Annotated in this window: 24 protein-coding genes; 8 read left to right on the top strand and 16 right to left on the bottom strand. The window is 65.2% G+C overall.

The genetic code is table 11. From position 1 onward, the window contains the following. Positions 1–45: 45 nt before the first annotated feature. On the bottom strand, positions 46–708 hold the full coding sequence (locus QRN25_RS20910; protein ID WP_008832917.1) for a queuosine precursor transporter: 663 nt from the start codon (positions 706–708) through the stop codon (positions 46–48). Between the two features lie 242 nt (positions 709–950). Here QRN25_RS20910 and QRN25_RS20905 point away from each other — a divergent pair, with 242 nt between their 5' ends. The 3 genes from QRN25_RS20905 (at position 951) to QRN25_RS20895 (ending at position 3,799) form a co-directional block, all read left to right on the top strand. Further along, on the top strand, positions 951–1,148 hold the full coding sequence (locus tag QRN25_RS20905; protein ID WP_285021186.1) for a hypothetical protein: 198 nt from the start codon (positions 951–953) through the stop codon (positions 1,146–1,148). A gap of 396 nt (positions 1,149–1,544) precedes the next feature. Continuing rightward, on the top strand, positions 1,545–2,870 hold the full coding sequence (locus tag QRN25_RS20900; protein ID WP_285021184.1) for a NupC/NupG family nucleoside CNT transporter: 1,326 nt from the start codon (positions 1,545–1,547) through the stop codon (positions 2,868–2,870). Positions 2,871–3,019: 149 nt separating this feature from the next. Next, positions 3,020–3,799 (top strand): SDR family NAD(P)-dependent oxidoreductase, encoded by a 780-nt coding sequence (locus tag QRN25_RS20895; RefSeq protein ID WP_285021183.1) that lies wholly within the window; start codon positions 3,020–3,022, stop codon positions 3,797–3,799. Positions 3,800–3,805: 6 nt separating this feature from the next. On the opposite strand, the gene QRN25_RS20890 is transcribed toward QRN25_RS20895, so the two are convergent. The 11 genes from QRN25_RS20890 to QRN25_RS20840 all read right to left on the bottom strand — a co-directional run bounded on the left by QRN25_RS20890 (position 3,806) and on the right by QRN25_RS20840 (position 13,199). Then, positions 3,806–4,714 (bottom strand): DMT family transporter, encoded by a 909-nt coding sequence (locus QRN25_RS20890; RefSeq protein ID WP_285021182.1) that lies wholly within the window; start codon positions 4,712–4,714, stop codon positions 3,806–3,808. A gap of 129 nt (positions 4,715–4,843) precedes the next feature. Further along, complete coding sequence (locus QRN25_RS20885; protein WP_350224263.1) at positions 4,844–5,701, bottom strand: S1/P1 nuclease; 858 nt, start codon at positions 5,699–5,701, stop codon at positions 4,844–4,846. 2 nt (positions 5,702–5,703) lie between these two features. Continuing rightward, entirely contained in the window at positions 5,704–6,369 is a 666-nt protein-coding gene (locus QRN25_RS20880) for a glutathione S-transferase family protein (RefSeq protein WP_036529582.1), read from the bottom strand. Positions 6,370–6,576: 207 nt separating this feature from the next. After that, a complete protein-coding gene (locus tag QRN25_RS20875; RefSeq protein ID WP_285021177.1) occupies positions 6,577–7,578 on the bottom strand; it encodes an inorganic phosphate transporter in 1,002 nt (333 codons plus the stop codon). Positions 7,579–7,588: 10 nt separating this feature from the next. Next, positions 7,589–8,722, bottom strand: a complete 1,134-nt coding sequence (locus tag QRN25_RS20870) for a DUF47 family protein (RefSeq protein WP_008831757.1) — start codon at positions 8,720–8,722, stop codon at positions 7,589–7,591. Positions 8,723–8,974: 252 nt separating this feature from the next. Further along, a complete protein-coding gene (gene yihA, locus QRN25_RS20865) occupies positions 8,975–9,604 on the bottom strand; it encodes a ribosome biogenesis GTP-binding protein YihA/YsxC (protein WP_008831758.1) in 630 nt (209 codons plus the stop codon). A gap of 23 nt (positions 9,605–9,627) precedes the next feature. Next, the gene (gene yidC, locus QRN25_RS20860; RefSeq protein ID WP_285021175.1) at positions 9,628–11,391 is read right to left on the bottom strand and encodes a membrane protein insertase YidC; all 1,764 of its coding nucleotides are present in this window, start codon (positions 11,389–11,391) and stop codon (positions 9,628–9,630) included. 81 nt (positions 11,392–11,472) lie between these two features. Beyond that, positions 11,473–11,718 carry a membrane protein insertion efficiency factor YidD gene (gene yidD / locus QRN25_RS20855; RefSeq protein WP_069709045.1) on the bottom strand — a complete coding sequence of 82 codons (246 nt, stop codon included), beginning with the start codon at positions 11,716–11,718 and terminating at the stop codon, positions 11,473–11,475. After that, positions 11,715–12,104 (bottom strand): ribonuclease P protein component, encoded by a 390-nt coding sequence (gene rnpA, locus QRN25_RS20850; protein WP_271181976.1) that lies wholly within the window; start codon positions 12,102–12,104, stop codon positions 11,715–11,717. Before rnpA ends, yidD begins: the two co-directional genes overlap by 4 nt. A gap of 133 nt (positions 12,105–12,237) precedes the next feature. Beyond that, positions 12,238–12,372 (bottom strand): 50S ribosomal protein L34, encoded by a 135-nt coding sequence (gene rpmH / locus QRN25_RS20845; protein WP_008831762.1) that lies wholly within the window; start codon positions 12,370–12,372, stop codon positions 12,238–12,240. Between the two features lie 68 nt (positions 12,373–12,440). Further along, positions 12,441–13,199 carry an alpha/beta hydrolase gene (locus QRN25_RS20840; protein ID WP_285021174.1) on the bottom strand — a complete coding sequence of 253 codons (759 nt, stop codon included), beginning with the start codon at positions 13,197–13,199 and terminating at the stop codon, positions 12,441–12,443. A 146-nt stretch (positions 13,200–13,345) separates the two neighbouring features. Here QRN25_RS20840 and QRN25_RS20835 point away from each other — a divergent pair, with 146 nt between their 5' ends. Together QRN25_RS20835 and QRN25_RS20830 are read left to right on the top strand one after the other, a co-directional pair. Further along, the gene (locus tag QRN25_RS20835) at positions 13,346–14,854 is read left to right on the top strand and encodes a YifB family Mg chelatase-like AAA ATPase (RefSeq protein WP_285021173.1); all 1,509 of its coding nucleotides are present in this window, start codon (positions 13,346–13,348) and stop codon (positions 14,852–14,854) included. A gap of 284 nt (positions 14,855–15,138) precedes the next feature. Continuing rightward, the gene (locus QRN25_RS20830) at positions 15,139–15,489 is read left to right on the top strand and encodes a hypothetical protein (protein WP_036528122.1); all 351 of its coding nucleotides are present in this window, start codon (positions 15,139–15,141) and stop codon (positions 15,487–15,489) included. A 555-nt stretch (positions 15,490–16,044) separates the two neighbouring features. Here QRN25_RS20830 and QRN25_RS20825 read toward each other — a convergent pair. Further along, positions 16,045–16,821 carry an esterase/lipase family protein gene (locus QRN25_RS20825; protein WP_008831766.1) on the bottom strand — a complete coding sequence of 259 codons (777 nt, stop codon included), beginning with the start codon at positions 16,819–16,821 and terminating at the stop codon, positions 16,045–16,047. Between the two features lie 21 nt (positions 16,822–16,842). Beyond that, positions 16,843–17,412, bottom strand: coding sequence for a DUF3617 domain-containing protein (locus QRN25_RS20820; RefSeq protein WP_069709040.1), 570 nt, complete (start codon positions 17,410–17,412; stop codon positions 16,843–16,845). A 101-nt stretch (positions 17,413–17,513) separates the two neighbouring features. Here QRN25_RS20820 and uvrB point away from each other — a divergent pair, with 101 nt between their 5' ends. The 3 genes from uvrB (at position 17,514) to QRN25_RS20805 (ending at position 20,516) form a co-directional block, all read left to right on the top strand. After that, on the top strand, positions 17,514–19,700 hold the full coding sequence (gene uvrB / locus QRN25_RS20815; protein WP_285021172.1) for an excinuclease ABC subunit UvrB: 2,187 nt from the start codon (positions 17,514–17,516) through the stop codon (positions 19,698–19,700). Positions 19,701–19,933: 233 nt separating this feature from the next. Beyond that, positions 19,934–20,224 carry a type II toxin-antitoxin system RelE/ParE family toxin gene (locus QRN25_RS20810; protein WP_285021170.1) on the top strand — a complete coding sequence of 97 codons (291 nt, stop codon included), beginning with the start codon at positions 19,934–19,936 and terminating at the stop codon, positions 20,222–20,224. Continuing rightward, a complete protein-coding gene (locus tag QRN25_RS20805) occupies positions 20,196–20,516 on the top strand; it encodes a HigA family addiction module antitoxin (protein ID WP_285021169.1) in 321 nt (106 codons plus the stop codon). Before QRN25_RS20810 ends, QRN25_RS20805 begins: the two co-directional genes overlap by 29 nt. Before the next feature lie 10 nt (positions 20,517–20,526). On the opposite strand, the gene add is transcribed toward QRN25_RS20805, so the two are convergent. Next, a complete protein-coding gene (gene add / locus QRN25_RS20800; protein WP_285021168.1) occupies positions 20,527–21,654 on the bottom strand; it encodes an adenosine deaminase in 1,128 nt (375 codons plus the stop codon). Positions 21,655–21,931: 277 nt separating this feature from the next. Beyond that, a complete protein-coding gene (gene hemF / locus QRN25_RS20795) occupies positions 21,932–22,807 on the bottom strand; it encodes an oxygen-dependent coproporphyrinogen oxidase (protein WP_285021167.1) in 876 nt (291 codons plus the stop codon). Between the last annotated feature and the right edge of the window lie 31 nt (positions 22,808–22,838).

The following is a 22,838-nucleotide window of genomic DNA, read 5'->3' as shown; positions in this document are numbered from 1 at the left end:
CCCGCTTAACGTGATTTTTTCGGCGTAATCGTGCCGTTTATCGGCTCAGGAATCCAGTTTCCTGCCCAGCTTCACGAAGAACCAGATGAACGGGGGCACCATGATCGTCGAGAGCACCAGCTTCGAGATGATCTGGCCTTCCATGATCTGCACGATCGGCAGGCCGGTTCCGACGAAGGAAATGGTGATGAACAGCACCGTGTCGATCACCTGCGAGAGCATCGAGGCGATCCACGCGCGCACCAGCAGCAGCTTGCCTCCGGCTTGCGACAGCTTGGAGAAGATCAGGACGTTCAGCGTCTGCGACACGCCGTAGGAGATCAGCCCGGCGAACTGCATCCGCGCGCCCTGCCCCAGCAGGCGGGCATAGGCCTCCTGGTCGCCCCAGAACGCAGCCGGCGGGACCACGTGGATCACGAAGGTCAGCAGCAGCATCGAGACGATCAGCGGGATGAACCCGAAGCGCACCAGCTTGTTGGCGGTGTCCGGTCCGTGCAGTTCGGCGATGGCGCTGGAGAGCACCACCAGCAACAGGAACGCGAAGATCCCCGATTCGACCGCGAGGTCGCCCAGCACCGGCCAGTGGCCGAGCGAAGCCAGCTTGGTCCCCAGCACTCCCGCCAGCACGACGAGGCCGCCGTAGAGCAGCGAGAAGACGAAAAGCGAGCGGGTGATGATGGGCGCAGGCGCAGTGACGGGTCGATCCATCGCCTCCCTGTAACGGGCAAAGCGGCGTTGGACTAGGCTTCGGTGGAGAAAATGCGAGCCCCATCGCATCCTCCCTGTCGCGAAGCGATGGGGAGGTGGCAGGCGCACAGCGACTGACGGAGGGGCTTTCCGCCCCCCTCCACCACCGACTGCGTCGGCGGTCCCCCTCCCCATTGCTGCGCAACGGGGAGGATGCGGCAGGGTCATCGCTATCGTCTAGCCGCCGTGCTAGCCGCCTCGCCATGACCGAAGACGAAGACAATGCCCTCACCCGCCCCCAGCGCCGCCTGCTGCGCCGCCTCTACAACGGCCGCACCGAGCCTGTCGTCGCGGATGACAGGCCGTTCCTGACTTACAAGGAGGCCAGTCGCTACCTCCTGTCGCTGGACGCCGAAGCGCGCGAGGCAGCCTATCTGGAGATGAAGCGGCAGGCGGGGTAATCCCAACGTCGTCATTGCGAGCGTAGCGAAGCAATCCAGGGCAGCCTGACACCGCCCTGGATTGCTTCGCTACGCTCGCAATGACGAAAGAGGGTAGGCGGACGCGATACCCTGTCCGGTAAGCCATGGTTTCCTACAAGGGCGCCGCCGCGTACTATTCCCGTCGCCCGTCCCCCGGCCACAAGGTTACACCCGATGCCCCGCAAGGTGACACATCGCTGCCCCAAGGTGACACTTTTCACGCACAAGGTGACACCTTTGCCCTCTGGACTGTGTAAACCGTGTAAACCTGTCACCTGCGGGGCACCCGCCGCAAAACCCTCTAGCCCTGCGTCCCTCGCGCCTCTAGGGTCGGCGGCTGTTTCCCCCCTTCCTCTCCCGGAGCCAAGCGCCTCGATGCATGTCGCCTACAGCCTGATCGGCATCGTTCTCATCATGGCGGCAGCCTTCCTGCTCTCGACCGACCGCAAGGCGATCCGCCCGCGCGTCGTCTGCGCGGCCTTCGCGCTGCAGGCGGGCCTTGCCGCGCTGGTGCTCTACGTGCCGTTCGGCAACCGCATGCTGCGCGGTGCCGCCTCGGGCGTCGAGGGGCTGCTGAGCTACGCGCATGAAGGCGTGACCTTCCTGTTCGGCCCGCTCGCCTCGCCGGAAATCGGCGGCACCAGCTTCGCCATCGCGGCGCTGCCGGTGATCATCTTCTTCGCCTCGCTGATCTCGATCCTCTACTACCTGAAGATCATGCCGCTGGTGGTGCGCTGGCTGGGCGGTGCGCTGGAGAAGGTGACCGGGATCAGCAAGGTCGAAAGCCTTTGCGCGGCCTCCAACATCTTCGTGGGCCAGAGCGAGGCACCGCTGGTGATCCGCCCCTACCTCGCCTCGCTCAACCCCTCGCAGCTGTTCTGCGTGATGACGGTGGGTCTGGCAGGCGTGGCGGGCACGATCCTGGCCGCCTATGCCTCGATGGGCATCCGCATCGACTACCTCGTCGCCGCCGCCTTCATGTCGGCACCGGGCGGCATCTTCATGGCCAAGATGATCATGCCCGATCCGCGGCCCGGCGAGGCTTCGGACGCCGAGGTCCATGAGAGCACCCTGCCCCCCGCAGGCGCCGCCGCCGCCGCGATGAACCGCGCCGACGTCACGCACCTCCCCGGCGTCCACGTCGACGAGCCCGAAGCCGTCGAGCACGAGGAGGAAAAGCCCGCCAACATCATCATGGCCGCATCGCAGGGCGCGCAGACCGGCGTGAAGCTGGCGGTCGCGGTGGGCGCGATGGTTCTCGCATTCGTGGCGCTGATCGCGCTCGCCAACGGCTTCGTCGGCTGGGCGGCGGGGCTCTTCGGCTTCCAGGGGGTGACGTTCCAGTCGCTGCTGGGCTACATCTTCGCGCCGATCTTCTACCTGCTGGCGACCCCCGACTGGACCGAGGCGCTGCACGCAGGCGGCCTGTTCGGCACCAAGATCGTGCTCAACGAATTCGTCTCGTTCATCGAACTGGGCAAGGACGGCCTGCTTTCGCCCCGCACGGTAGCGGTGGTGACGTTCGCGCTGTGCGGCTTCGCCAACTTCTCCTCGATCGCGATCCAGATGGCCGTGACCGGCGGGCTTGCGCCCAACCAACGCCCGATCATCGCCAGGCTCGGCATCCGCGCGCTGGCAGCGGGCAGCCTGTCGAACCTGATGAGCGCGGCGCTGGCGGGGCTGTTCCTCACCGTCGCCTGAAGCATTTTCTAATCAGGTGGAAACACCTGATGACTCGGAAAATGCGATAAACAATTGACTTAGAGCGGTCCGTCCCGGCGATGTTGCCCCGGGGAAACTGGACACCGGCCTGAGGCTTGGGTCTTCTCTAGCCTTGAGAGGACCAGAGCATGACCGACCGATTCCGCGAGACTTACGGCCCCACCGCGCTGGTGACGGGCGCTTCCTCAGGGATCGGCCTCGCCTTCGCCGAGGAACTAGCCGACCGGGGCTTCCACCTCGTCCTCACCGCGCGCCGGACCGACCGGCTCGACGCGCTGGCGGAGCGGCTGGCGTCCTCGCACGGCACCCGGACCACCGTGCTCGGTGCGGACCTCGGTGACCCGGCGACTCCCGCGCGGATACTCGAGGCGACCGAGGGCACCGACATCGGCCTCGTCGTCAGCAATGCCGGCTTCAACATCAAGGGCTCGTTCGAGGCGCAGGACCCGGCCGCGATGGCGCGGATGCTCACCGTCAACTGCCACGCGCCGATGCAACTGGCCCACGGACTGATCCCCCGCCTCAAGGCACGGGCGAGCGGAGGTCTGATCTTCACCGCCTCGGTCGAGGGCCTGATCGGCTGCCCGTACTCGGCCGCATACTCCGCCACCAAGGCGCTGGTCGTGGCGCTGGGCGAGGCGCTCTGGGGAGAGATGCAGGGCACCGGCGTGGACGTGCTGACGCTCTGCCCGGGTGCTACCGAAACCGAGGCGACCGCCGGGATGGAGGGCATCGCCAACCTGCAAAGCCCGGCCGAAGTCGCGCGCCTAGCCCTCGACAACGTGCGCGAGGGACCGACCTTCGTGCCGCACGCGCATTACCGCACCATGTTCGATGCCCTGCGCGCCCGTCCCCGCCGCGAGGCACTGGCGGGCATGGCGGAAGGGATGCGCCAACGCCTCGGCTGAGCCGCCTCAGACGGAACGCCTGCGCATCAGTTCCGCGGCCGACAGCACGATCCCCGCGAGGATCAGCGCAATGCCGAGAAAGTGGTAGCCCTCCAGCCGCTCGCCCAGCAGCAGCGCGGAGAGCAGTGCGCCGAACAGCGGCATCAGCGTGATCGCCTGCCCCGCCCGCGCAGCGCCCAATTGCACTGTAGCGGCGTTGTAGATGAAGTAGGCCAGCACCGACGGGAAAATGCCGACGTAGAGGAAGGCCGCAAGCACCTTCGGGCTCCAGGCGACTGTAAGCCCCTGCGCCGCTTCCCAAGCTGCCAGCGGCGCCATGACGACCGCGCCGATCAGGAAGACCATGAGCAGGAAGCTCGCCGGCGCGATCGGCGGCCGCTTACGCAAGAGCACGGTGTAGAGCCCCCATACCACGACGCCGCACAGCACCAGCGCATCGCCGATGCCAAGCCGCAATGTCGCGAGCGCGGATACGTCCCCCCGGAACACGATGGCGACGACGCCGATGGTGGACAGTGCGACGCCCGCCTGGTGCAGCACCCCCGCCCGCGTTCCGAAGATCATGCGATCGAGCACCAGTACCAGAGCCGGAATCGACGCCTGCAGCAGCAGGGCATTGGCCGCGCTCGTATGATGAAGCCCGGAATAGACGAACGAATTGAAGCAGACGATGCCGAGGAATCCCAGCGCCGAGATCCAGCGCCATCCTGCGACTATCGCCGCGCGCTCCACCCAGGCCTGCCGCGCCGCGAACGGCAGCAGGATCAGCACCGCGATGAGCCAGCGCCCGAACGCGAGCGTGAACGGCGGAATGTCGTCCCGCACCGCGCGGCCGGTGATCGAATTGCCAGCCCAGAACAGCATCACAAGGCCGAGCAGCAGAAAGGCCCGGGTGTGAGAGGGAGACTTGGACACGGCTGCTCCATTCGTCGTCCCGGACTTGATCCGGGACCGGTGGCTATCTTTAGGCACAACCTCGCTGCCGGCGCCGCAAGATGGGCTGTTCACGGCCAGCGGTCCCGGATCAGGTCCGGGACGACGCCATTATGCCAGGGCCCTGTCGAGCATCTGCGCCAGACGCAGCCCCGCCCGCTCGATGCGTTCATCGACGATCGGAATCGTCTGTTCGATCGCGGCGTTGGTCCAGACGATCTTCTGCGGCTCCTTGACGTCGCCCCCCACGTGACAGGGCAGCTTGCCGCCGAAAGCCAGCGGATAGAGCACATCGCGGCTGATCTCGTAGCTCTCGCGGGTCCAGTCTTCCAGCGTGCCGGTCGCCAGCCGCGCCTTTTCGGCCGCGCTGTAGACGCGCACCAGCGGCGGGCGGGCGGAGGTGATCGCGCGCTCGGCCAGCGTCGTGTCCCAGATCGAGTGCAGGTTGCGGCCCGGCGCGTCGCCGTAATCGGCCTTCACCGCGTTGCCGCCCTGGTCCTCGTTCTCGCCGATATGCAGCGGCTGGTGAATGTCGCCGACGAAGTGGACGAGGAAGACCAGCGCTTCGAGCCGCAGCACCGGCGCCAGCTTGTGGTTGGCCAGCAGCTTCTCGTCGCGCTCGATCTGCGCGGTGGCGCACATGCCGTCGCGGCACAGTTGCTTGAGGTCGAAAGTCCCGCAGACCGGCTGGTCGTGGTAGTGCCAGGAATTCTGGTAGGCCCAGCGCCAACGCTCGCCCTTGATGCAGTCGGGCCAGGTCGCGGCGTCCTCGATCGTGCGCATCGAGCACTTGGGCGTGTCCATCTCGCGCTCGTGGGCGAGCAGCTTGCGGATGGCGACGCGGGTGGCAGGGCGAACGTTGGCCATGGCGATGCCTGCCACGGTTCGGTGCCCCATCGCGCCCCAGGCGAAGGCCGGGCTGGATACGATCGTCGCAAGAGCGGCGAGGAGAAGGAGAACTTTGCGCATCATCAGGCCACCGGGTGCTCGTACTGTTCGATGACCCAGTCCTCCGCCTCGGCCGCGGCGATCCAGGCCTGCATCCATTCGTGCTCCCACACTGCCTGCATGTAGGCCTGCGCGAAACCGGGCACGCCGATGCCGTATGTCAGGAAGCGGCTGACGACGGGGGCGTAGAACACGTCCGCCGCGCCGAAGGTGCCGAACAGGAACGGACCGCCCTTGCCGAACCGCGCCCGCGCCTCCGCCCAGAGGGTGAGGATGCGCACGATGTCGGTGCGGGTCTCGTCCTCCAGCCCCGGCAGTTCGACGCGCGAGCGGATGTTCATCGGGCAATTGCGGCGCAGCGACAGATAGCCCGAGTGCATCTCCGCCACCATCGATCGCGCCATGGCGCGGGCGGCGTCCTGCTTGGGCCAGAAGCGATCGCGGCCAACCTTGTCCGCAAGGTAGTCGACGATGGCGAGCGAATCCCACACCACCGCCTCGCCATCCCACAGGATCGGCACTTTGCCGTGGCTGGGGGCAAGGTCGTCGGAGGACTTCTTGAAGGCTTCCCATTCCTCGCCGAACAGGGGGACGGTGATCTCGTCGAAATGCAGGCCGGACTGTTTGCAGGCAAGCCAGCCGCGCAGCGACCAGCTGGAATAGTTCTTGTTGCCGATGATGAGCTTCACGGGACGGCGTTCCTCGGGATGGCTGAACAAGCGGCCTAGTGGCTGGGGGGCGCTGTGTCGAGGTGAAGAAAAGGCCCACCCCCAGCCCTTCCCGCAAGCGGGAGGGGAGAAGATGCGCAAAGCCCTCCCGCATGCGGGAGGGCCGGGAGGGCCGGGAGGCTTGGCAGCTTTCCTGCCTAGCCGGACGGGGTGGGTATCAGCTCGCCCTCAGAACGCACGTGTGATCATGTAGAACAGCGCGCCTACAGCCGCGCTGGCCGGGATGGTCACGAACCATGCCACGATGACCCGGCTCGCCACCGACCAGCGCACAGCACTCGACCGCCGCGCCGCGCCGGTGCCGACGATGGAGCCGGTGATAGCGTGCGTGGTCGAGACCGGAATGCCCAGCGCCGACGCCCCGAACACCACGATGGAGCCCGCCGTGGAAGCACAGAACCCCGAGTGGTGATTGAGCTTGGTCAGCTTGGAACCCATCGTCTTGATGATCTTCCAGCCGCCCGAAAGCGTGCCCAGCGAAATCGCCAGGTAACACGACAGCACCACCCAGTGCGGCACATGGAAGCCCCCGGACATGTGCCCGGTCGAGTAGAGCAGCACGGCGATGATGCCCATCGTCTTCTGCGCATCGTTGCCGCCATGGCTGATCGAGTAGGCCGCGCTGGAGAGCAGGTGGAGGCTCTTGAAGATGCCGTTCGACTGGCGTGGGGACGTGCCCTTGAACAGCCAGCTGGTCAGCAGCATCAGCGCCATCGCGATGACGAACCCGAGCACCGGGGAGACGAAGATCGCCGCGATCGTCTTCACCGTGCCCGAGCTTTCGACCACCGCGAAGCCGCCGTGCGCCACGCCGGCGCCCAGCAACCCGCCGATCAGCGCGTGGCTGGAACTGGAAGGGATGCCCTTGATCCAGGTCAGGACGTTCCAGAACATCGCCCCCACCAAGGCACCGAACACCACGGCCGGGGTGACGGCATCGACGTTGATGATGCCCTTGCCCACCGTCTCGGCGACGTGGAGACCGACGAAGAAGTAGGCGAGGAAGTTGCCGGCGGCGGCGAACAGCACCGCGAAGACCGGCGAGAGCAGCCGCGTCGCCACCACCGTCGCGATGGCATTGGCGGCATCGTGCAGCCCGTTGAGGAAGTCGAACGCCAGCGCGAGCGCGACGAGGCCGATCAGCAGCGGCAGGGCAAGGCTGTGGTCCATGGTCGGGCCTTTACGAGTGGTCGATGACCAGCCCGTCGATCTCGTTCGCGAGGTCCTCGAAACGATCGACCACGCGCTCGAGGCGCTTGAACATCTCCTGCCGCACGAAGAAGTGCATCGGGTTGGTCAGGTCCGCCTTGAACAGGCGCTTGAGCCCGGCCGCGTGGATTTCATCGGCATGGCCTTCCATGCGCACGAGGCGCTCTGTCAGTTCGTGAAGGCGGTGGCCGTTATCGCCGATCTTGCGCAGCAGCGGGATCGCCTCGGCGGTCAGGCGTGCAGCATCGACGATGATCGCGGCCATGTCGATCATCTCGGGCTCGAACTCGCTCACCTCGTAGAGATCGCAGGCGTTCGCCGTCTGCTGCATCTCGTCGATGGCATCGTCCATCGTGTTGATGAGGCTGGTGATGGCCGAGCGGTCGAACGGCGTCAGGAAGCTGCGGCGCACCGTCTGCAGCACTTCGCGGGTGATGTCGTCGGCGTCGTGCTCGCGCTCGGCGATCTCACGGATGTGCTGGGCACGGCCCGGACCGCCCTGCGCGAGGCGGGCGAGCGCGTCGGCGCCGGCCACCAGCGTGGCGGCCTGCTTCTCGAACAGGTCGAAGAAGTTGCCCTGCTCGGGCAGCAGCTTCTGGAACCAGGCGAACATGGCATTGACCCCTGTCTTGCTTGCCACCGTGTCCACGGCTGCGCCCAGGAAGCGCGCGGGACTGGCGGCGGCGCGGAATTCACGTGCGCCGAAGGAACGTATGAGGGCGCGAAGGTCCTCTTCGTCGACCGCCCTAGCCGCTTCCTCCAGCGAGAACCAGCGCCGTTCGCGCTGGTGCTGCTCGTCCCATGTGGAAAGTTCGTCGGTGACCGCGAAGGGATAGACGTCGACGTCCGCCCAGACCGAAGCGCCCGAATTGCGCTGCTTGCGGTAACGGTAGGAGCCCAGCGGCACCGGACAGGTCGCGCCCAGCACGCCTGCTTCCTCTTCCGCTTCTTTCGAGGCGGCGGCGTGCGGTTGCAGGCCCTTCATCAGCCCGCCCTTGGGAATCACCCAGCGACGAGTGCTGCGCGAAGTGATGAGCAGTATCTGGATGGGCGCGTCGACGGCGGGACCGACGGTGCGGTAAGGAAGAACGGCAATCTGGCGCATATGGGCGAGATTCCTTTCATCCCTCGACGCGTGAAGCTGCGCCCCATAGGGGACGGCGCGCCGTCATGCAAATGTCACAAATGGAGACGCGGTCTCGATTGTGGACTCGAATGATGAAAGGATGATTTCCAAGGGCTTGGCAATTTACCGAAGGCCCTCCCGTCCGTCATTGCGAGCGAAGCGAAGCAACCCAGGGCGGCTTAGTTCTGCCCTGGGTTGCTTCGCTTCGCTCGCAATGACGAAAGCGTGAAATCAGAGTTCCGAATCGCCCAGCACGGCAGCGCGCAATTCCTCGATTCCGAGGCCCTTTTCGGAACTGGTGACGTGGACCACCGGGAACGCGGCGGGATGCTTGCGCGCCTCGGCGATGGTGGCGGCGTGGACCGCTTCCAGTTCGCTGGCCTTGATCTTGTCCGCCTTGGTCAGGACGAGGCGGTATCCCACCGCCGCCTGATCCAACATCTCCATCATGTCGAGATCAACCTGCTTCACGCCGTGGCGCGAATCGATCAGCACCAGCGTGCGCTTGAGTTCCACACGGCCACGCAGGTAGTCGCGCACCAGACGGCGCCAGGTCTCGACAACCTTGGGCGGCGCCTTGGCGAAGCCGTAGCCCGGCATGTCGACGAGACGGAACTTGAGCGGCTCGGCCACGTCGAAGAAGTTCAACTCCTGCGTGCGGCCCGGCGTCACCGAAGTACGCGCGATCGCCTTGCGGCCGACCAGTGCGTTCAGCAGCGAGGACTTGCCCACGTTCGACCGGCCCGCAAAGGCGATCTCCGGCGCATCGGGATCGGGCAGGAACTGCAGCGACGGTGCCGACTTCAGGAACGTCACCGGTCCCGAGAACAGCTTGCGCGCGCGCTCCGTCAGTTCTGCCATTTCTTCATTCACGCGATCATCACTCACTTTGTACGGGCCGCCGCGCGTGCCTTGTCGGCCGCGTCCTTCTCGGCTTGCGCCTTGAGCTGCGGATGGCGGCTGTAGAGGAACTTCTGCTGCGCGATGGTCAGGATGTTGGAGGTGATCCAGTAGACCAGCAGGCCCGAGGCGAAAGGCGCCATCACGAACATCATGAACCACGGCATCAGCTTGAACACCTGCTGCTGTGCCGGGTCCATCTGGGCCGGGTTGAGCTGGAACTGCAGGTACATCGTCGCGCCGAGCAGCAGGGCGAGCAGGCCGATCGCCAGGAAGCTGGGCGGATCGAACGGCAGCAGGCCGAACAGGTTCAGGATGTGCAGCGGATCGGGCGCGGACAAGTCCTTGATCCACAGCACGAAGGGCTGGTGGCGCATCTCGATGGCGAGGATCAGCGTCTTGTAGAGCGCGAAGAACACCGGGATCTGCAGGAACATCGGCAGACAGCCTGCGAGGGGATTGACCTTCTCCTGCTTGTAGAGGGCCATGATCTCCTGCTGCTGCTTCTGCTTGTCGTCCTTGTAGCGCTCCTGGATCGCCTTCATCTTCGGCTGGATCGCGCGCATCGCCGCCATCGAGGCGAACTGGCGCTGGGCGACCGGGAACATCATGCCGCGCACGATGAGGGTCAGCAGGATGATGGCGACGCCGAAGTTGCCGACAAGGCTGAACAGCTTGGTGAGCAGCCAGAAGATCGGCTTCTCGAACCAGCGGAACCAGCCCCAGTCTATCGCGAGGCCGAAGTTGGCGATGCCCTGCGCCTCGTAGGCGTCGAGCACCTTGTGCTCCTTGGCGCCCGCGAAGATCTTGGTCGTCACGCTCTGGCGCGTGCGCGGCTGGATCACGGCCTGATCGTATACCACGTCGGCGCGGAAGATCTGGTTGCCGAGCGAACGGAACGTGCTCTCCGCCTTCGCGCCCGCGGGAATGAGGGCCGACATCCAGTAGATGTCGGTGAAGCCGATCCAGTCGGTGCGGCCCGCTTCGTTGACGGTGCCGGCTTCGGCCACGTCCTTGTAGTTGGTGCCGAAGGTCACCGAACCGTCGAAGGCGCCGATCGGCCCCGAATGGACGTTCCAGGTATCGAGGCTTGCAGTCTTCTCGGTACGGTTGACGAGCGCGAAGGGCTTGACCGAAACCGCGCCGCCGCCCGCGTTCTCGACGGTCTGCTGCGCGGTGATCATGTAGTTCTGGTCGATCGAGTACGTGATCGCGAAGCGCTGGCCGGTGGGGTTCGCCCAGGTCAGGGTCACCGGGGTGGTCGGGGTCAGCGTGGCGTTCGCGGGCGCGGTCCAGACGGTCGAGGCGGTCGGCGCGGCGACGCCGCCCTCACCCAGCCAGCCGACTTGCGCGAATTGCTGCGCGGGGGTGCCCGCGGGCGAGAAGATTCGGACCGGGCCGGAATTCTTCTCGACCGTCTCGCGGTGGCGATTGATCACGAGGTCGTCGACGATCGCACCGGTCAGGTTGATCGAGCCCGAGAGGCCGGGCGCGGAAATCTTCACGCGGCCCGGAGCAGCCAGCTCGGTCTTGAGGTCGGTGGCTTCCAGCGTACGGTCGGCGGCGTCCATCAGGCCGCCTTCGCGCGTCGGCTTGGTGGGGCTGGAGGCGTTCTTGGCGCCGCCGGACTCGACGATCTGCGTCGGGGTCTTGGCCTGCGGATAGAAATAGCCGACCCCGGCCTCCCAGCCGAAGAGCACGAGCGCGGTCAGCACGACCGCGAGGATGATGTTACGCTGGTTTTCCACGAAAGCCTGTTTCCTGCCCGTATCTTCGTCTCGGCGGCGGCCATGTGGGGCCGCCGGCATCACTTCGCCAGTATCTAAGGTTCAGTCCGGCACGGGATCGTGCCCGTGCCCACCCCAAGGATTGCAGCGCAATAGACGCCACAGCGCCAGCAATCCACCCTTGATCGCACCATGCTTGCGAACCGCAATAATCGCATACTGCGAACAGGAGGGGGAGTAGCGGCAGGTGGGCGGCATGATCGCCGAAGGACCGAGTTGCCACAATCGCGCGACCCCGATGATCGCCAGCCCCGGAAGCGAGACGAGGAAGGCGAGAACCTTGGTCATTTGCGAGGGCCACGCCTGCGATTCGGCTGGCGGGGCGCATCACCCTTCCCGTCCCGCGCCCGCCCCAGAGCGGCGACGAGTTCGCCGCGCAGCTTGTCGAAGTCGCGCTCGACCCCGCCTTCACGGCCGATCAGCACATGGTCGGTGTCGGCAAGGCCATGCTCGGGCAGCAATTCGCGAAGCAGCGCGCGGAAACGCCGTTTCATGCGGTTGCGCACGACGGCATTGCCGATCTTCTTGGTCACCGTGATCCCGGCGCGCCGCCCCAGCCCGTCATTGCGGTTGGCCAGCAGTACGAAACCGGGGCGCGCGACTCGCAGGCCGCGATTGGCAGCGAGAAAGTCCGAACGACGGCTCAGGACCGTGTAGGCGTCAGCCTGCTTCATGACAGCTCGAACGTCGGGACATGGCGATTCGCGCCAAAGCAAAACGGCGCCAGCCCATGCCCTCGCGCAAGGCGAGAGCGTGGGCTGGCGCCGCTTATGGCAGGAGCTTTGCGCCCCTGCCGATCCCGGCGGATTAGGCCGAGAGCTTGGCGCGGCCGCGAGCGCGACGCGCGCGCAGAACCTTGCGGCCACCGACGGTCGCGGTGCGGGCACGGAAGCCGTGACGACGGGCGCGAACAAGGTTGCTCGGCTGGAAAGTGCGCTTCATGTCAGTCCTCGAAAATCTAACAAAAAGGGCCGCCCAAACCGGACGACCATGGAAATCGTTGGCCGCCGTTACTGGAACGACGGGATTGAGTCAACAACAGCCGCAAGCTGGAGGAACTGAAAACGCGGACTGACGTCCACTTTCACCTCGTCGAGTTGCACCCATGCACTCATCTCCCCCGCGTCGAGCCAGCGCGCCGAAGCGAAGGGCACGGAATTGGTCATGGCATAGAACGCCTGCGCCTCGGCCGCATTCATGCCCATGGCGCGGTAGTAGTCGATGTAGCGACGATTCTCGGGCGCATTGGCGGCATAGTCCGAGGGCTCGAGCCCGGTGTCGTCCTGCCAGGAATGCACCGCGAACTCGGAGCCCGGATCGGCGTAGCGCCGTGCGCCCGCCAGGAACAGTTCTACCCCGCCCGAACGCACCGACCCTCCCGCCGGAACATGGGTGACGATGCCGCTGCGGCGAATCATCTGGCCGACCTGCAGGTTGGCGAGGTCGTCCTCGGTGCCGGGGCAGTCGATCATCTCGATCGTGGCAATTCCGGGATGGTCGCGCAGCATCGCGGTGAACTGCCCGGGCGTGCGCGCATCGGTGACATCGACCAGCGCCGCCCGGCCCTCGTCCAGCACGCGGAACGGACCATAAGCCGGGCCTTGCGGAATCGCAGGCGCTTCGATCGCGGTAGTGAAGAGGGTGCGCTCGCCCCCGGTAACGACGGAATCGGTGACCTCGTCGACAGCCTCGTACTCGATCACCTGCGCCGACAGGGGGGACACGGCGAAAAGGGCGACCAGAGCAAGACTTGCGGAAAGCGAGCGCATCACAAGTCTATGCCGGGAACACCCTTACCCTCTTCCTCACGGGTCCGGTTAAAGTGCTGTAAGGTATATTTTTGAACATGGCGCCGCCGCGAGCGGGCCTTACTAGACGAGGTCTTCTTCGCAATTCTTGCAGAAAGGCCCTTCCCTTGGTCGCCATCGTCTCGACCGTCGCGTACCTCGGGCTCGAGGCGCGTGCCGTCGAGGTCCAGTGCCAGATCGCACCGGGAATGCCCGGCTTCACGCTGGTCGGCCTGCCCGACAAAGCCGTGCGCGAAAGCACCCAGCGGGTGAGCGCGGCGCTCACCGCGATGGGGTTGGCGCTGCCGCCCAAGCGGATCATCGTCAACCTCTCCCCCGCCGACCTGCCCAAGGAAGGCTCCCACTTCGACCTGCCGGTAGCGCTGGCGCTGCTGGCGGCGATGGGCGTGGTCGATGCCGAGCAACTGGGTGATTTCGTGGCCGTGGGCGAACTCGCGCTCGATGGCCGGGTGATCCCCTCTCCCGGCGTATTGCTGGCGGCGATCCACGCCAGCGAGCACGAGAAGGGTCTGATCTGCCCTGCCCCGCAAGGCTCGGAAGCGCGCTGGGCGAGCGGGGTGCCAGTGGTCGCGGCGCCCAACCTCATCAGCCTGCTCAACCACTTGCGCGGCATCCAGGTGCTGCAGACGCCACCGCTGGGCGAGGTCGAAACGCGGGCAGGCGGCCCCGATCTCCGGCAGGTCAAGGGACAGGAAACCGCCCGCCGCGCACTAGAGATCGCGGCTGCGGGCGCGCACAACCTGTTGATGGTCGGGCCACCCGGCGCGGGCAAGTCGCTGCTCGCATCGTGCCTGCCCGGCGTCTTGCCCGAACTCACCCCGGCCGAAGCGCTGGAGGTATCGATGGTCGCCTCGGTCGCGGGCACGCTGGAAGGCGGACGGATCAGCCGTGCCCGGCCGTTTCGCGCGCCGCATCACTCCGCCTCGATCGCCGCTCTGACCGGTGGCGGGATCAAGGTGCGGCCGGGTGAAGTTTCGATGGCGCACCTCGGCGTCCTGTTCCTCGACGAACTGCCCGAATTCCAGCGGCAGGCCCTCGATTCGCTGCGCCAGCCGCTGGAATGCGGCGAAGTCACCGTCGCCCGCGCCAATGCCCATCTCACGTATCCCGCACGAGTCCAGTTGATCGCGGCGATGAACCCATGCCGGTGCGGCTACATGGGCGACCCCGCCCTTGCCTGCAGCCGCGCGCCGCGCTGCGGGGCGGATTACCAGAGCAAGGTTTCCGGGCCGCTGCTCGACCGGATCGATCTTCACGTCGAGGTAGATCCCGTCCGCGCCGTCGATCTCGCCCTCCCGCCACCAAGCGAAGGCAGCGTGCAGGTCGCCGCCCGGGTGGCTCAGGCACGCGAAATTCAGGCGGAGCGACTGAACGCCACCAAGGCGCGAACCAATGCCGAACTCGACGGCGACCTGCTGGAAGCCCACGCCACCCCGGACGAGGCCGGACGCCGCCTGCTGATGCAGGCCGCCGAAGCGATGCGCCTCTCCGCGCGCGGCTACACCCGCATCCTGCGCACCAGCCGCACGATCGCCGATCTGGCGGGGGCGGGTCAGGTCACGCGCATCCATGTCGCCGAGGCGCTGAGCTATCGCCGCCGTGCTCCGGTGGGATGAGAGCCCGCGCAAGGTGACAGGGTTTACACGGTTGACACGGTCCAGAGAGAAAAGGTGTCACCTTAGGGCCGGAAAGTGTCACCTTAGAGCCGCAAGGTGACACATTTTGCGTGCGATGTGTCACCTTGCGCGAGTGAGGTGTCACCTTGCGGTGTAACCTTGTGGTGGGAGTTGAGCGACGGACGGTCATGAGCGCAGTGTATCGGAGTGCCCGTTGTGTAGGAAAGCCGACCTTCGGCAAGCGCCCCATAGCCGACATAGATTTGTGCGGTTAAACACTAGGCATGAGCCTCAACGCTATCGAGATAGAGCAATGTCGCGCCCAGATTGGCGCAACGGCAAGAGCAATGCTTTCGGGAGAATGCTCATATATCGTAGGTGCTCGGGCTATCTGTGGTTTGTTTCAGAGCGCCCGGGTCGATGGATTTGCTGAGCCGTTTCTGAGATTTGTCGTGATAAACAGCGAAACCGACGCCGTGCCGGTTGGCACTGCCATCACTCGGTGGCACCCCGACGCCAAATTAAAGCATCAAGCGGACTGGGACGAGGCAGAAAGCTATGCGAAGGCTGTCGGTGAGAAGGCCTGCCATGACGTGGTATTATGGGTAGACCTGCACCCGACGTACGGCAGCTAGCTACTCTATCACGCTGGAATCCGGATGAACCGTAAGCTCCCCATAGCAGACGGTAGCTCGGATGGATAAGGTGGGCTTCACACTGAAAAAGATGCCACCCGATGCGCTTGCCGATCCGAAACTATCTTGAGACGTCACTCACGATTTTTATCGAACCAATCTGCGACCAATATGAAGTCCCTCCCGGTGGGGAAGCCGTTGTCACCCTTGACGATGGACACCCTCATTCCATCGATGTGCACCCAGACAATTGGGTGTCGATATGGAACGAGGGAGATAGCTGGCCGATTGTTGAAATATTCGACAAGCACCAATTTTCGGTTCCGCCAAAGGCTTCGTAAACGCAACGTTGAACGGCAGAAATCCACCCAAATCCGTCATTCAAACACCATCGTCATCCCAGCGAAAGCTGGGACCGCTATGACCATGATGTGCACTCTCGGCAGAGCTGCGGCAGCTTTTTCCCAATCTAGCCGAGAGGTCGCGACAGGACGAGAGCGGTCCCGGCCTTCGCCGGGATGACGGTCTGATTTTTGCAATGGCAGTTCGCCGCCCCTACTCCCGCACATCCAGTTGCCGCAGGACTTCGGCCACTACCTTGGGCGAACTCGAAAAGTCGAGGTGACTGCAGCGGATCGCCACCGCACGATCGCGCTCGTGCGGCCAGCCGGCGGCGGCGCGGGGCTGGATGATGCCGTCGCGCGGGCTCCACAGCGCGATCGTCGGCACGGCGGGCTTCTCCGAGAAATCGCAGTCGATCGGCGGGCTGTCCACCGAGTGGCCGGTCACCACCTGATAGGCCTTCCACGCATTGTTGGCCCGCGGATCGCCCGAAAAGGGCGTGCCCATGGTAATGACCTTGGCCACCAGATGCGGCTCGCGCCGGGCGATCTCGCGCGCGAAGAGGCCGCCGAGCGACCAGCCGACCAATGCGACCGGGTGCCAGTTCTCCCGCGCGATGATCGCCACCCGGCGCATGAGGTAGGAGAAATTGCGCTCGTTCGGCCCGAGGTTGAGGCCCAGGCCCCACTGGTGGACATGGTGCCCCGCGGCGGAGAGCGCGTCGGCCATCGGCTTCATCCGCTTGGGATGCGCGCCGAAGCCGGGCAGCAGCATGACCGGCATCGGGCTGACCGCAGGCTGCACCCGCTGCCCCGTGAACCGCACCTTGTGGCCGCCCCGATAGAGCGAGCGCAGTTCCGCCCACAGCAGCTCGAGCGGCGGCTTGCCGACCCCCTCGGGGTGCTGCTCGCGCGCGAAGGCGGCGCGCCGCGCGATCGCGGCGCGCAGGGATCCTGCGAAGCGTTCCTGTTCCTCGTTCAGCGGATCCATCGCTCTCTTCGCGTTACCCCATCATGTCTTGCAGTCGCCGAGGCGAGTGGTGGTCAGGTGCATCGTCATCTTCATTGAACCCGTGGGCGCAGGTCCGCCGGTGGTATCCATGTCGACCGTGACATCTGAACCATCGCGCCTGACCGTGCCATTAAGCGTCATCGTCGATTTGCCATCACCGGCGGACTGGCAATCCATCTGGGCATCGAGCCTGCCGCCATCAACGTCGAACTTCGAATAGGAGCACTCGTTCCCCTTGCCCACACCCCTGAACATGTCGCGATAGCCTTTTTCGGCGTCCGCCCTGGTCAGGCAGATGGTGCTTTCCTGCTTGGCCGCCATCATCGACTTCATCTGTTCGGCGGCTTCCTTCGGCATGCCCGGCACTTCAAGACGGGTGATCTCCACCGTCTGCCGATACTGGCCCGGCTGCGGAGTATCGAGCTTGGCCGCCTCGTGCTTCACCTCCTCCGCCGACTTCGGTGCACCGCCGCTCCCGGCCTGCTCGCCGTCGTCCTTCGATCCGCAGCCGCCCAGAACCAGCGCGCCCGTCATCATGCTCAGCGCCGCGATCATGATCCTGCCCTTCATGGCTTTCTCCTCTCCCTGAGATGGACCGAGGGCTATCACCGCCCTGCCCCAACGCCAACGCCCTGTTGCCGCGGGAACGGATATACCCCATATGTTCCGCCATGGCAGAGATCATCATCCGGCGCGGCCTCGAAGAACCCGATACTTCGGAGAACTTCGTCCCCCACAAACCGCAGCGGCCCGAGAAATCGATGCCGGGCAAGCCGTTCAAGATCGTCTCCGACTATGCCCCGGCGGGCGACCAGCCGACCGCCATCGCCGAACTCGTCGCCAGCGCGGCCGACGGCGAGAAGACGCAGGTGCTGCTGGGCGTCACCGGCTCGGGCAAGACCTTCACGATGGCCAAGGTGATCGAGGAACTGCAGCGTCCCGCGCTGATCCTGGCGCCGAACAAGATCCTGGCCGCGCAGCTCTACGGCGAGTTCAAGGACTTCTTCCCGGACAACGCGGTCGAATATTTCGTATCCTACTATGACTACTATCAGCCCGAGGCCTACGTGCCCCGGTCGGACACCTACATCGAGAAGGAAAGCTCGGTGAACGAGGCGATCGACCGGATGCGCCACTCGGCCACCCGCGCGCTGCTGGAGCGCGACGACGTCATCATCGTCGCCTCGGTGTCGTGCCTCTACGGCATCGGTTCGGTCGAGACCTATTCGGCGATGATCTTCGACCTCGTCACCGGCAAGGCGCAGGACCAGACCGAGATCATCCGCAAGCTCGTCGCCCTGCAGTACAAGCGCAACGACGTGGCGTTTGCGCGCGGCAACTTCCGTGTGCGCGGCGACAATCTGGAACTGTTCCCCAGCCATCTGGAAGACGTGGCCTGGCGCATCAGCTTCTTCGGCGACGAGATCGAGGAGATCGCCGAATTCGATCCCCTCACCGGCAAGAAGGGCGCGGTGCTGGAAAAGGTGCGCGTCTATGCGAACTCGCACTACGTCACGCCCGGGCCGACGATGCGGCAGGCGAGCGAGGCGATCCGGTTCGAGCTGACCGAGCGGCTCAAGGAACTGGAGGCCGAGGGCAAGCTGCTGGAAGCCCAGCGGCTTGAACAGCGCACCAACTTCGACCTGGAGATGATCGCCGCCACGGGTTCGTGCAACGGCATCGAAAACTACAGCCGCTTCCTGACCGGGCGCATCCCGGGCGAGCCGCCGCCGACCCTGTTCGAATACCTGCCCGACAACGCCCTGCTGTTCGTCGACGAAAGCCACCAGACGGTGCCGCAGATCGGCGCCATGTCCAAGGGCGACCATCGCCGCAAGATCACGCTGGCCGAATACGGCTTCCGCCTGCCGAGCTGCATCGACAACCGCCCCTTGCGCTTCAACGAATGGGACGCGATGCGCCCGCAGACCTTCGCGGTTTCCGCCACCCCCGGCCACTGGGAGATGGACCAGACCGGAGGCGTCTTCGCCGAGCAGGTCATCCGCCCCACCGGCCTGATCGACCCGCCGGTGGAAATCCGCCCGGTCGAGGATCAGGTGCAGGACTGCATCGCCCAGTGCAAGGACGTGGCGGCCAAGGGCTACCGCACCCTCGTCACCACCCTCACCAAGCGCATGGCCGAGGACCTGACCGAGTTCATGCACGAGCAGGGCGTGCGGGTGCGCTACATGCACTCCGACGTCGAGACGCTGGAGCGCATCGAACTGATCCGGGACCTGCGCATGGGCGTCTACGACGTGCTGATCGGCATCAACCTGCTGCGCGAGGGCCTCGACATTCCCGAATGCGGCCTCGTCTGCATCCTCGACGCGGACAAGGAAGGGTTTCTGCGCAGCGAGACCTCGCTGATCCAGACCATCGGCCGCGCCGCGCGCAACGTGGACGGGCGGGTGATCCTCTATGCGGACCGGATAACCGGTTCGATGGAACGCGCGATCGCGGAAACCGACCGCCGCCGCGCCCGGCAGGAGCAGTTCAACCTCGAAAACGGCATCACCCCGCAAACGATCAAGCGCCGCATCGCCGACATCGTGGCGGATACCGCCAGCCGCGACGGCGTCATCGTGGACCTTGAGGACGACAGCACCAACAACCTCGTCGGCCACAACCTGCGCGCCTACATCGAAGACCTCGAAAAGCGCATGCGGGCGGCGGCAGCGGACCTGGAGTTCGAAGAGGCTGGGCGCTTGCGCGACGAGATCAGGCGGTTGGAGCAAAGCGAGCTTGGTTTGCCGGAGGCAGAGCACAAGGCGCCAAGGGTCGGGCGCTCGAACGAGGGCAAGCCGGGGACACGCAAGATGCGGTATGGTAAGACGCAGCGGAAGTTCGGAAAGTAGCTGCTGCGTCGAAGCGCAAACACCTCATACATTCTCCGGCATCCCCGCGCAGGCGTGGATCCATCTGACATGGGCGCGATCGGCGCCTTCAGGAGATGAGTGCCCGCTTTCGCAGGAATGACGAAGCGCGGTCCGTGCCACTGCGATAGCGTTTCAGGGATTACAAATGGATCGCGATTCAAAGCCTATCTAACCTCGCATTATCACGCCGCAAGCGCGGTAATGAGGTTCCGATGATCGTCACTTTCGCCAACACCAGCACGCAGACCGAGCGCATCTGGAATGGCCTGCGAAGCAGGAATCTGCCTGCAGATATTCAGGCCCGTGCGCTCCGAAAACTCCGGCTCCTGAACCGCGCGAGATCTTTCGACGATCTGCGCAATCCACCCGGCAATCGGCTGCATCCGCTTGAACACGACCGCGCCGGGCAACATGCCATTTGGATTAATGATCAATGGCGTATATGTTTCGTCTTCAAGGATGGAAACGCATACGATGTCGAAATCGTCGACTACCACGATTGATCCGGACTGGCTCCCCAATCCCCATGCCGGCGAAATGCTGGCTCTGGAGTTCATGGAACCGCTGGGCCTGACCGCAGAGGCGCTCGCTACGTCGCTCGGCATTGCCGCCTCGCACCTTCATGCCGTGCTGGATGGCACCCTGCGAATGGACGCCGACCTGGACCTGCGCCTTGCCCGCTACTTTTGCATGTCCGAAGGCTTCTTCCTCGGGCTTCAGGTTGATTACGAATTGCGGGAAGCCAAGCGTGCGCTGCATGGTGACCTCGCCCGGATCACCCCCCGCGCCGCCTGACCGCGCACACTCACACCGCCACCCCCTGCGCTTTCGCGAAGGCCGCCAGCTTCGCCTGATAGCCCGCCTTGCGCTCCGGCGTGATCCACGCCGTGTCGAAGGCATTACGCGAAATCCGCACCAGTTCCGCTTTCGTCAGCTTCGATCGCACCTGCGCCTCGGCCATAGCCTGAGTGATGTAGTTGCTGCCCATGTAGGCCGGATCGTCCGAGTTGATCGAGACCTTCAGCCCCTGATCGAGCATCCCGCGCACCACCTCCACCGGCTGCCCGTCCACCACGACCTTGCCCGAGAACGAAGGGCAGACGGTGAAGGCCATGTCCTTCGCCTTGGCGATGGCGATCAGTTCCGGCGACTGCAGGATGTTGCCGCCATGGTCGATGCGATCGACGGCGATGTCCACCAGCGCCTCGCGCAAGTGTTCCAGCGTGTCCTTCTGATTGACGTCGCAGTGGGCCGTCACCTTCAGCCCGGCCGCACGGGCCTTGGCGAAGTGGGCGGCGAACTTGGACGGCGGGTTGTCCTTCTCGTCCGAATCGAGGCCGACGCCGACCAGCTTGTCCTTGTAGGGCAGCGCCGCATCGAGCGCGGCCATCGCGTTGTCCGCCGTCAGATCGCGCATGAAGCACAGGATCAACTGTGAGCCGATGCCCAGCTTCGCCTCGGCATCGGCGCGGGCGCGGGTGATGCCGCCGATTACCGCCGCGATCGGCACGCCCCGGTCGATGTGCTGCTGGGGGTCGAAGAACATCTCGGCATAGAGCACGTTCTGCGAATGCGCCTTGGCGAGATAGGCGTAGCACAGATCGTAGAAATCCTGCTCGGTGAGCAGCACGTTCATGCCCTCGTAGTAGACCTTCAGGAACGTGGGCAGATCGTGGAACACGTAGCTGCGCTTCATCGCCGCGACGTCGGCATAAGGCAGCGTCACGCCGTTGCGCTTGGCAAGGGCGAACTTCATCTCGGCTTCCAGCGTGCCTTCGAGGTGCACGTGGTACTCGGCCTTGGGCATGGCGGCGATAAAGGCGGCCATGCCGGTGGGCATGTCGTCCGGCGCGGCGAGGGCACGCATCGGCAGCAGCGGCATGGCGGCAGCGCACAGCGCACCGCCGATGAGGGAACGTCGATCCAGATGCATGTTGATGGCCCACCCCTGAGTTAACGAGGCGGATCATCGGGGCGGGCGCGGGGCTTGTCCAACCGAGAAAACCGGGCGCGGCGTTGCAGAAAACGGCGAGGCCGAGGGACGCCATCGCGGTGTCGAAATCGACCTGCCGCGTTCCCCTTCATCGTCATTCCCGCGAAGGCGGGAACCCATCTCCTGACGGTGCCTGCATCACTGGAATCAGTTGGATCCCCGCCTTCGCGGGGATGACGGGATTGAGTCAGGGCTGCCGGCGATGCACTCTAATACCTCAGCTCCAGGTCGCTTCGGGCGGCAGACTCATAAGGATCGCGTCGATATTGCCGCCGGTCTTCAGGCCGAACAGCGTGCCCCGGTCATAGACGAGGTTGAATTCGGCATAGCGCCCGCGCCATTCCAGCTGCTGCGCCTTGTCGGCGGGGGTGAATTCCATGCCCATGCGGCGTCGCACCAGCCGGGGGAATACGGCAAGAAACGCTTCGCCCACCGCCTTGGTGAAAGCGAAGTTCGCCTCCCACGCGGCTTCGTCGCCGCATTCGAGGTGGTCGTAGAAGATGCCGCCGACGCCGCGATGGACCTTGCGGTGGGGGATGTAGAAATACTCGTCCGCCCAAGCCCTGAAGCGGTCGTAATAATCCGCGCCATGGGCATCGCAGGCGGCCTTGAATTCCGCATGGAACTCGGCCGTGTCCTCCTCATAGGGCAATGGCGGGTTGAGATCGGCGCCGCCGCCGAACCACGCCTTGGTCGTCGTCAGGAAGCGCGTGTTCATGTGAACCGCCGGGACATGCGGGTTCGCCATGTGCGCGACGAGGCTGATGCCGGTGGCGGTGAAGCCGTTGTTCTCGGCCGAGGCCCCGTTGATGGTCGCGGCGAAGTCCTTGGCCAATCCGCCCGAGACGGTCGAGATGTTGACGCCGACCTTCTCGAACACACGCCCTTTCATGAGCCCGCGTGTGCCGCCTCCGGTTTCGCCGCCCTGTTTGTCTTCGGCACCCTCCACGGCGGCGCGCTGCCAGGGCGTGTAGCCGAACACCGCATCGGAGCCCGCCTCGCGCTCGATCGCCTCGAATTCAGCGCAAATGCGATCGCGCAAGGTGCGGAACCAGTCGCTGGCGCGCGTCGTGTAGGGGGTCCAGTCCGTCATCCGTGTCCTCATGGCAGGTTGCCGCAACGTG

This window comes from Novosphingobium sp. fls2-241-R2A-195, from assembly GCF_030209485.1.
Taxonomy (GTDB): Bacteria; Pseudomonadota; Alphaproteobacteria; order Sphingomonadales; family Sphingomonadaceae; genus Novosphingobium; species Novosphingobium resinovorum.
This window is presented reverse-complemented; position numbering and strand designations above follow the sequence as displayed.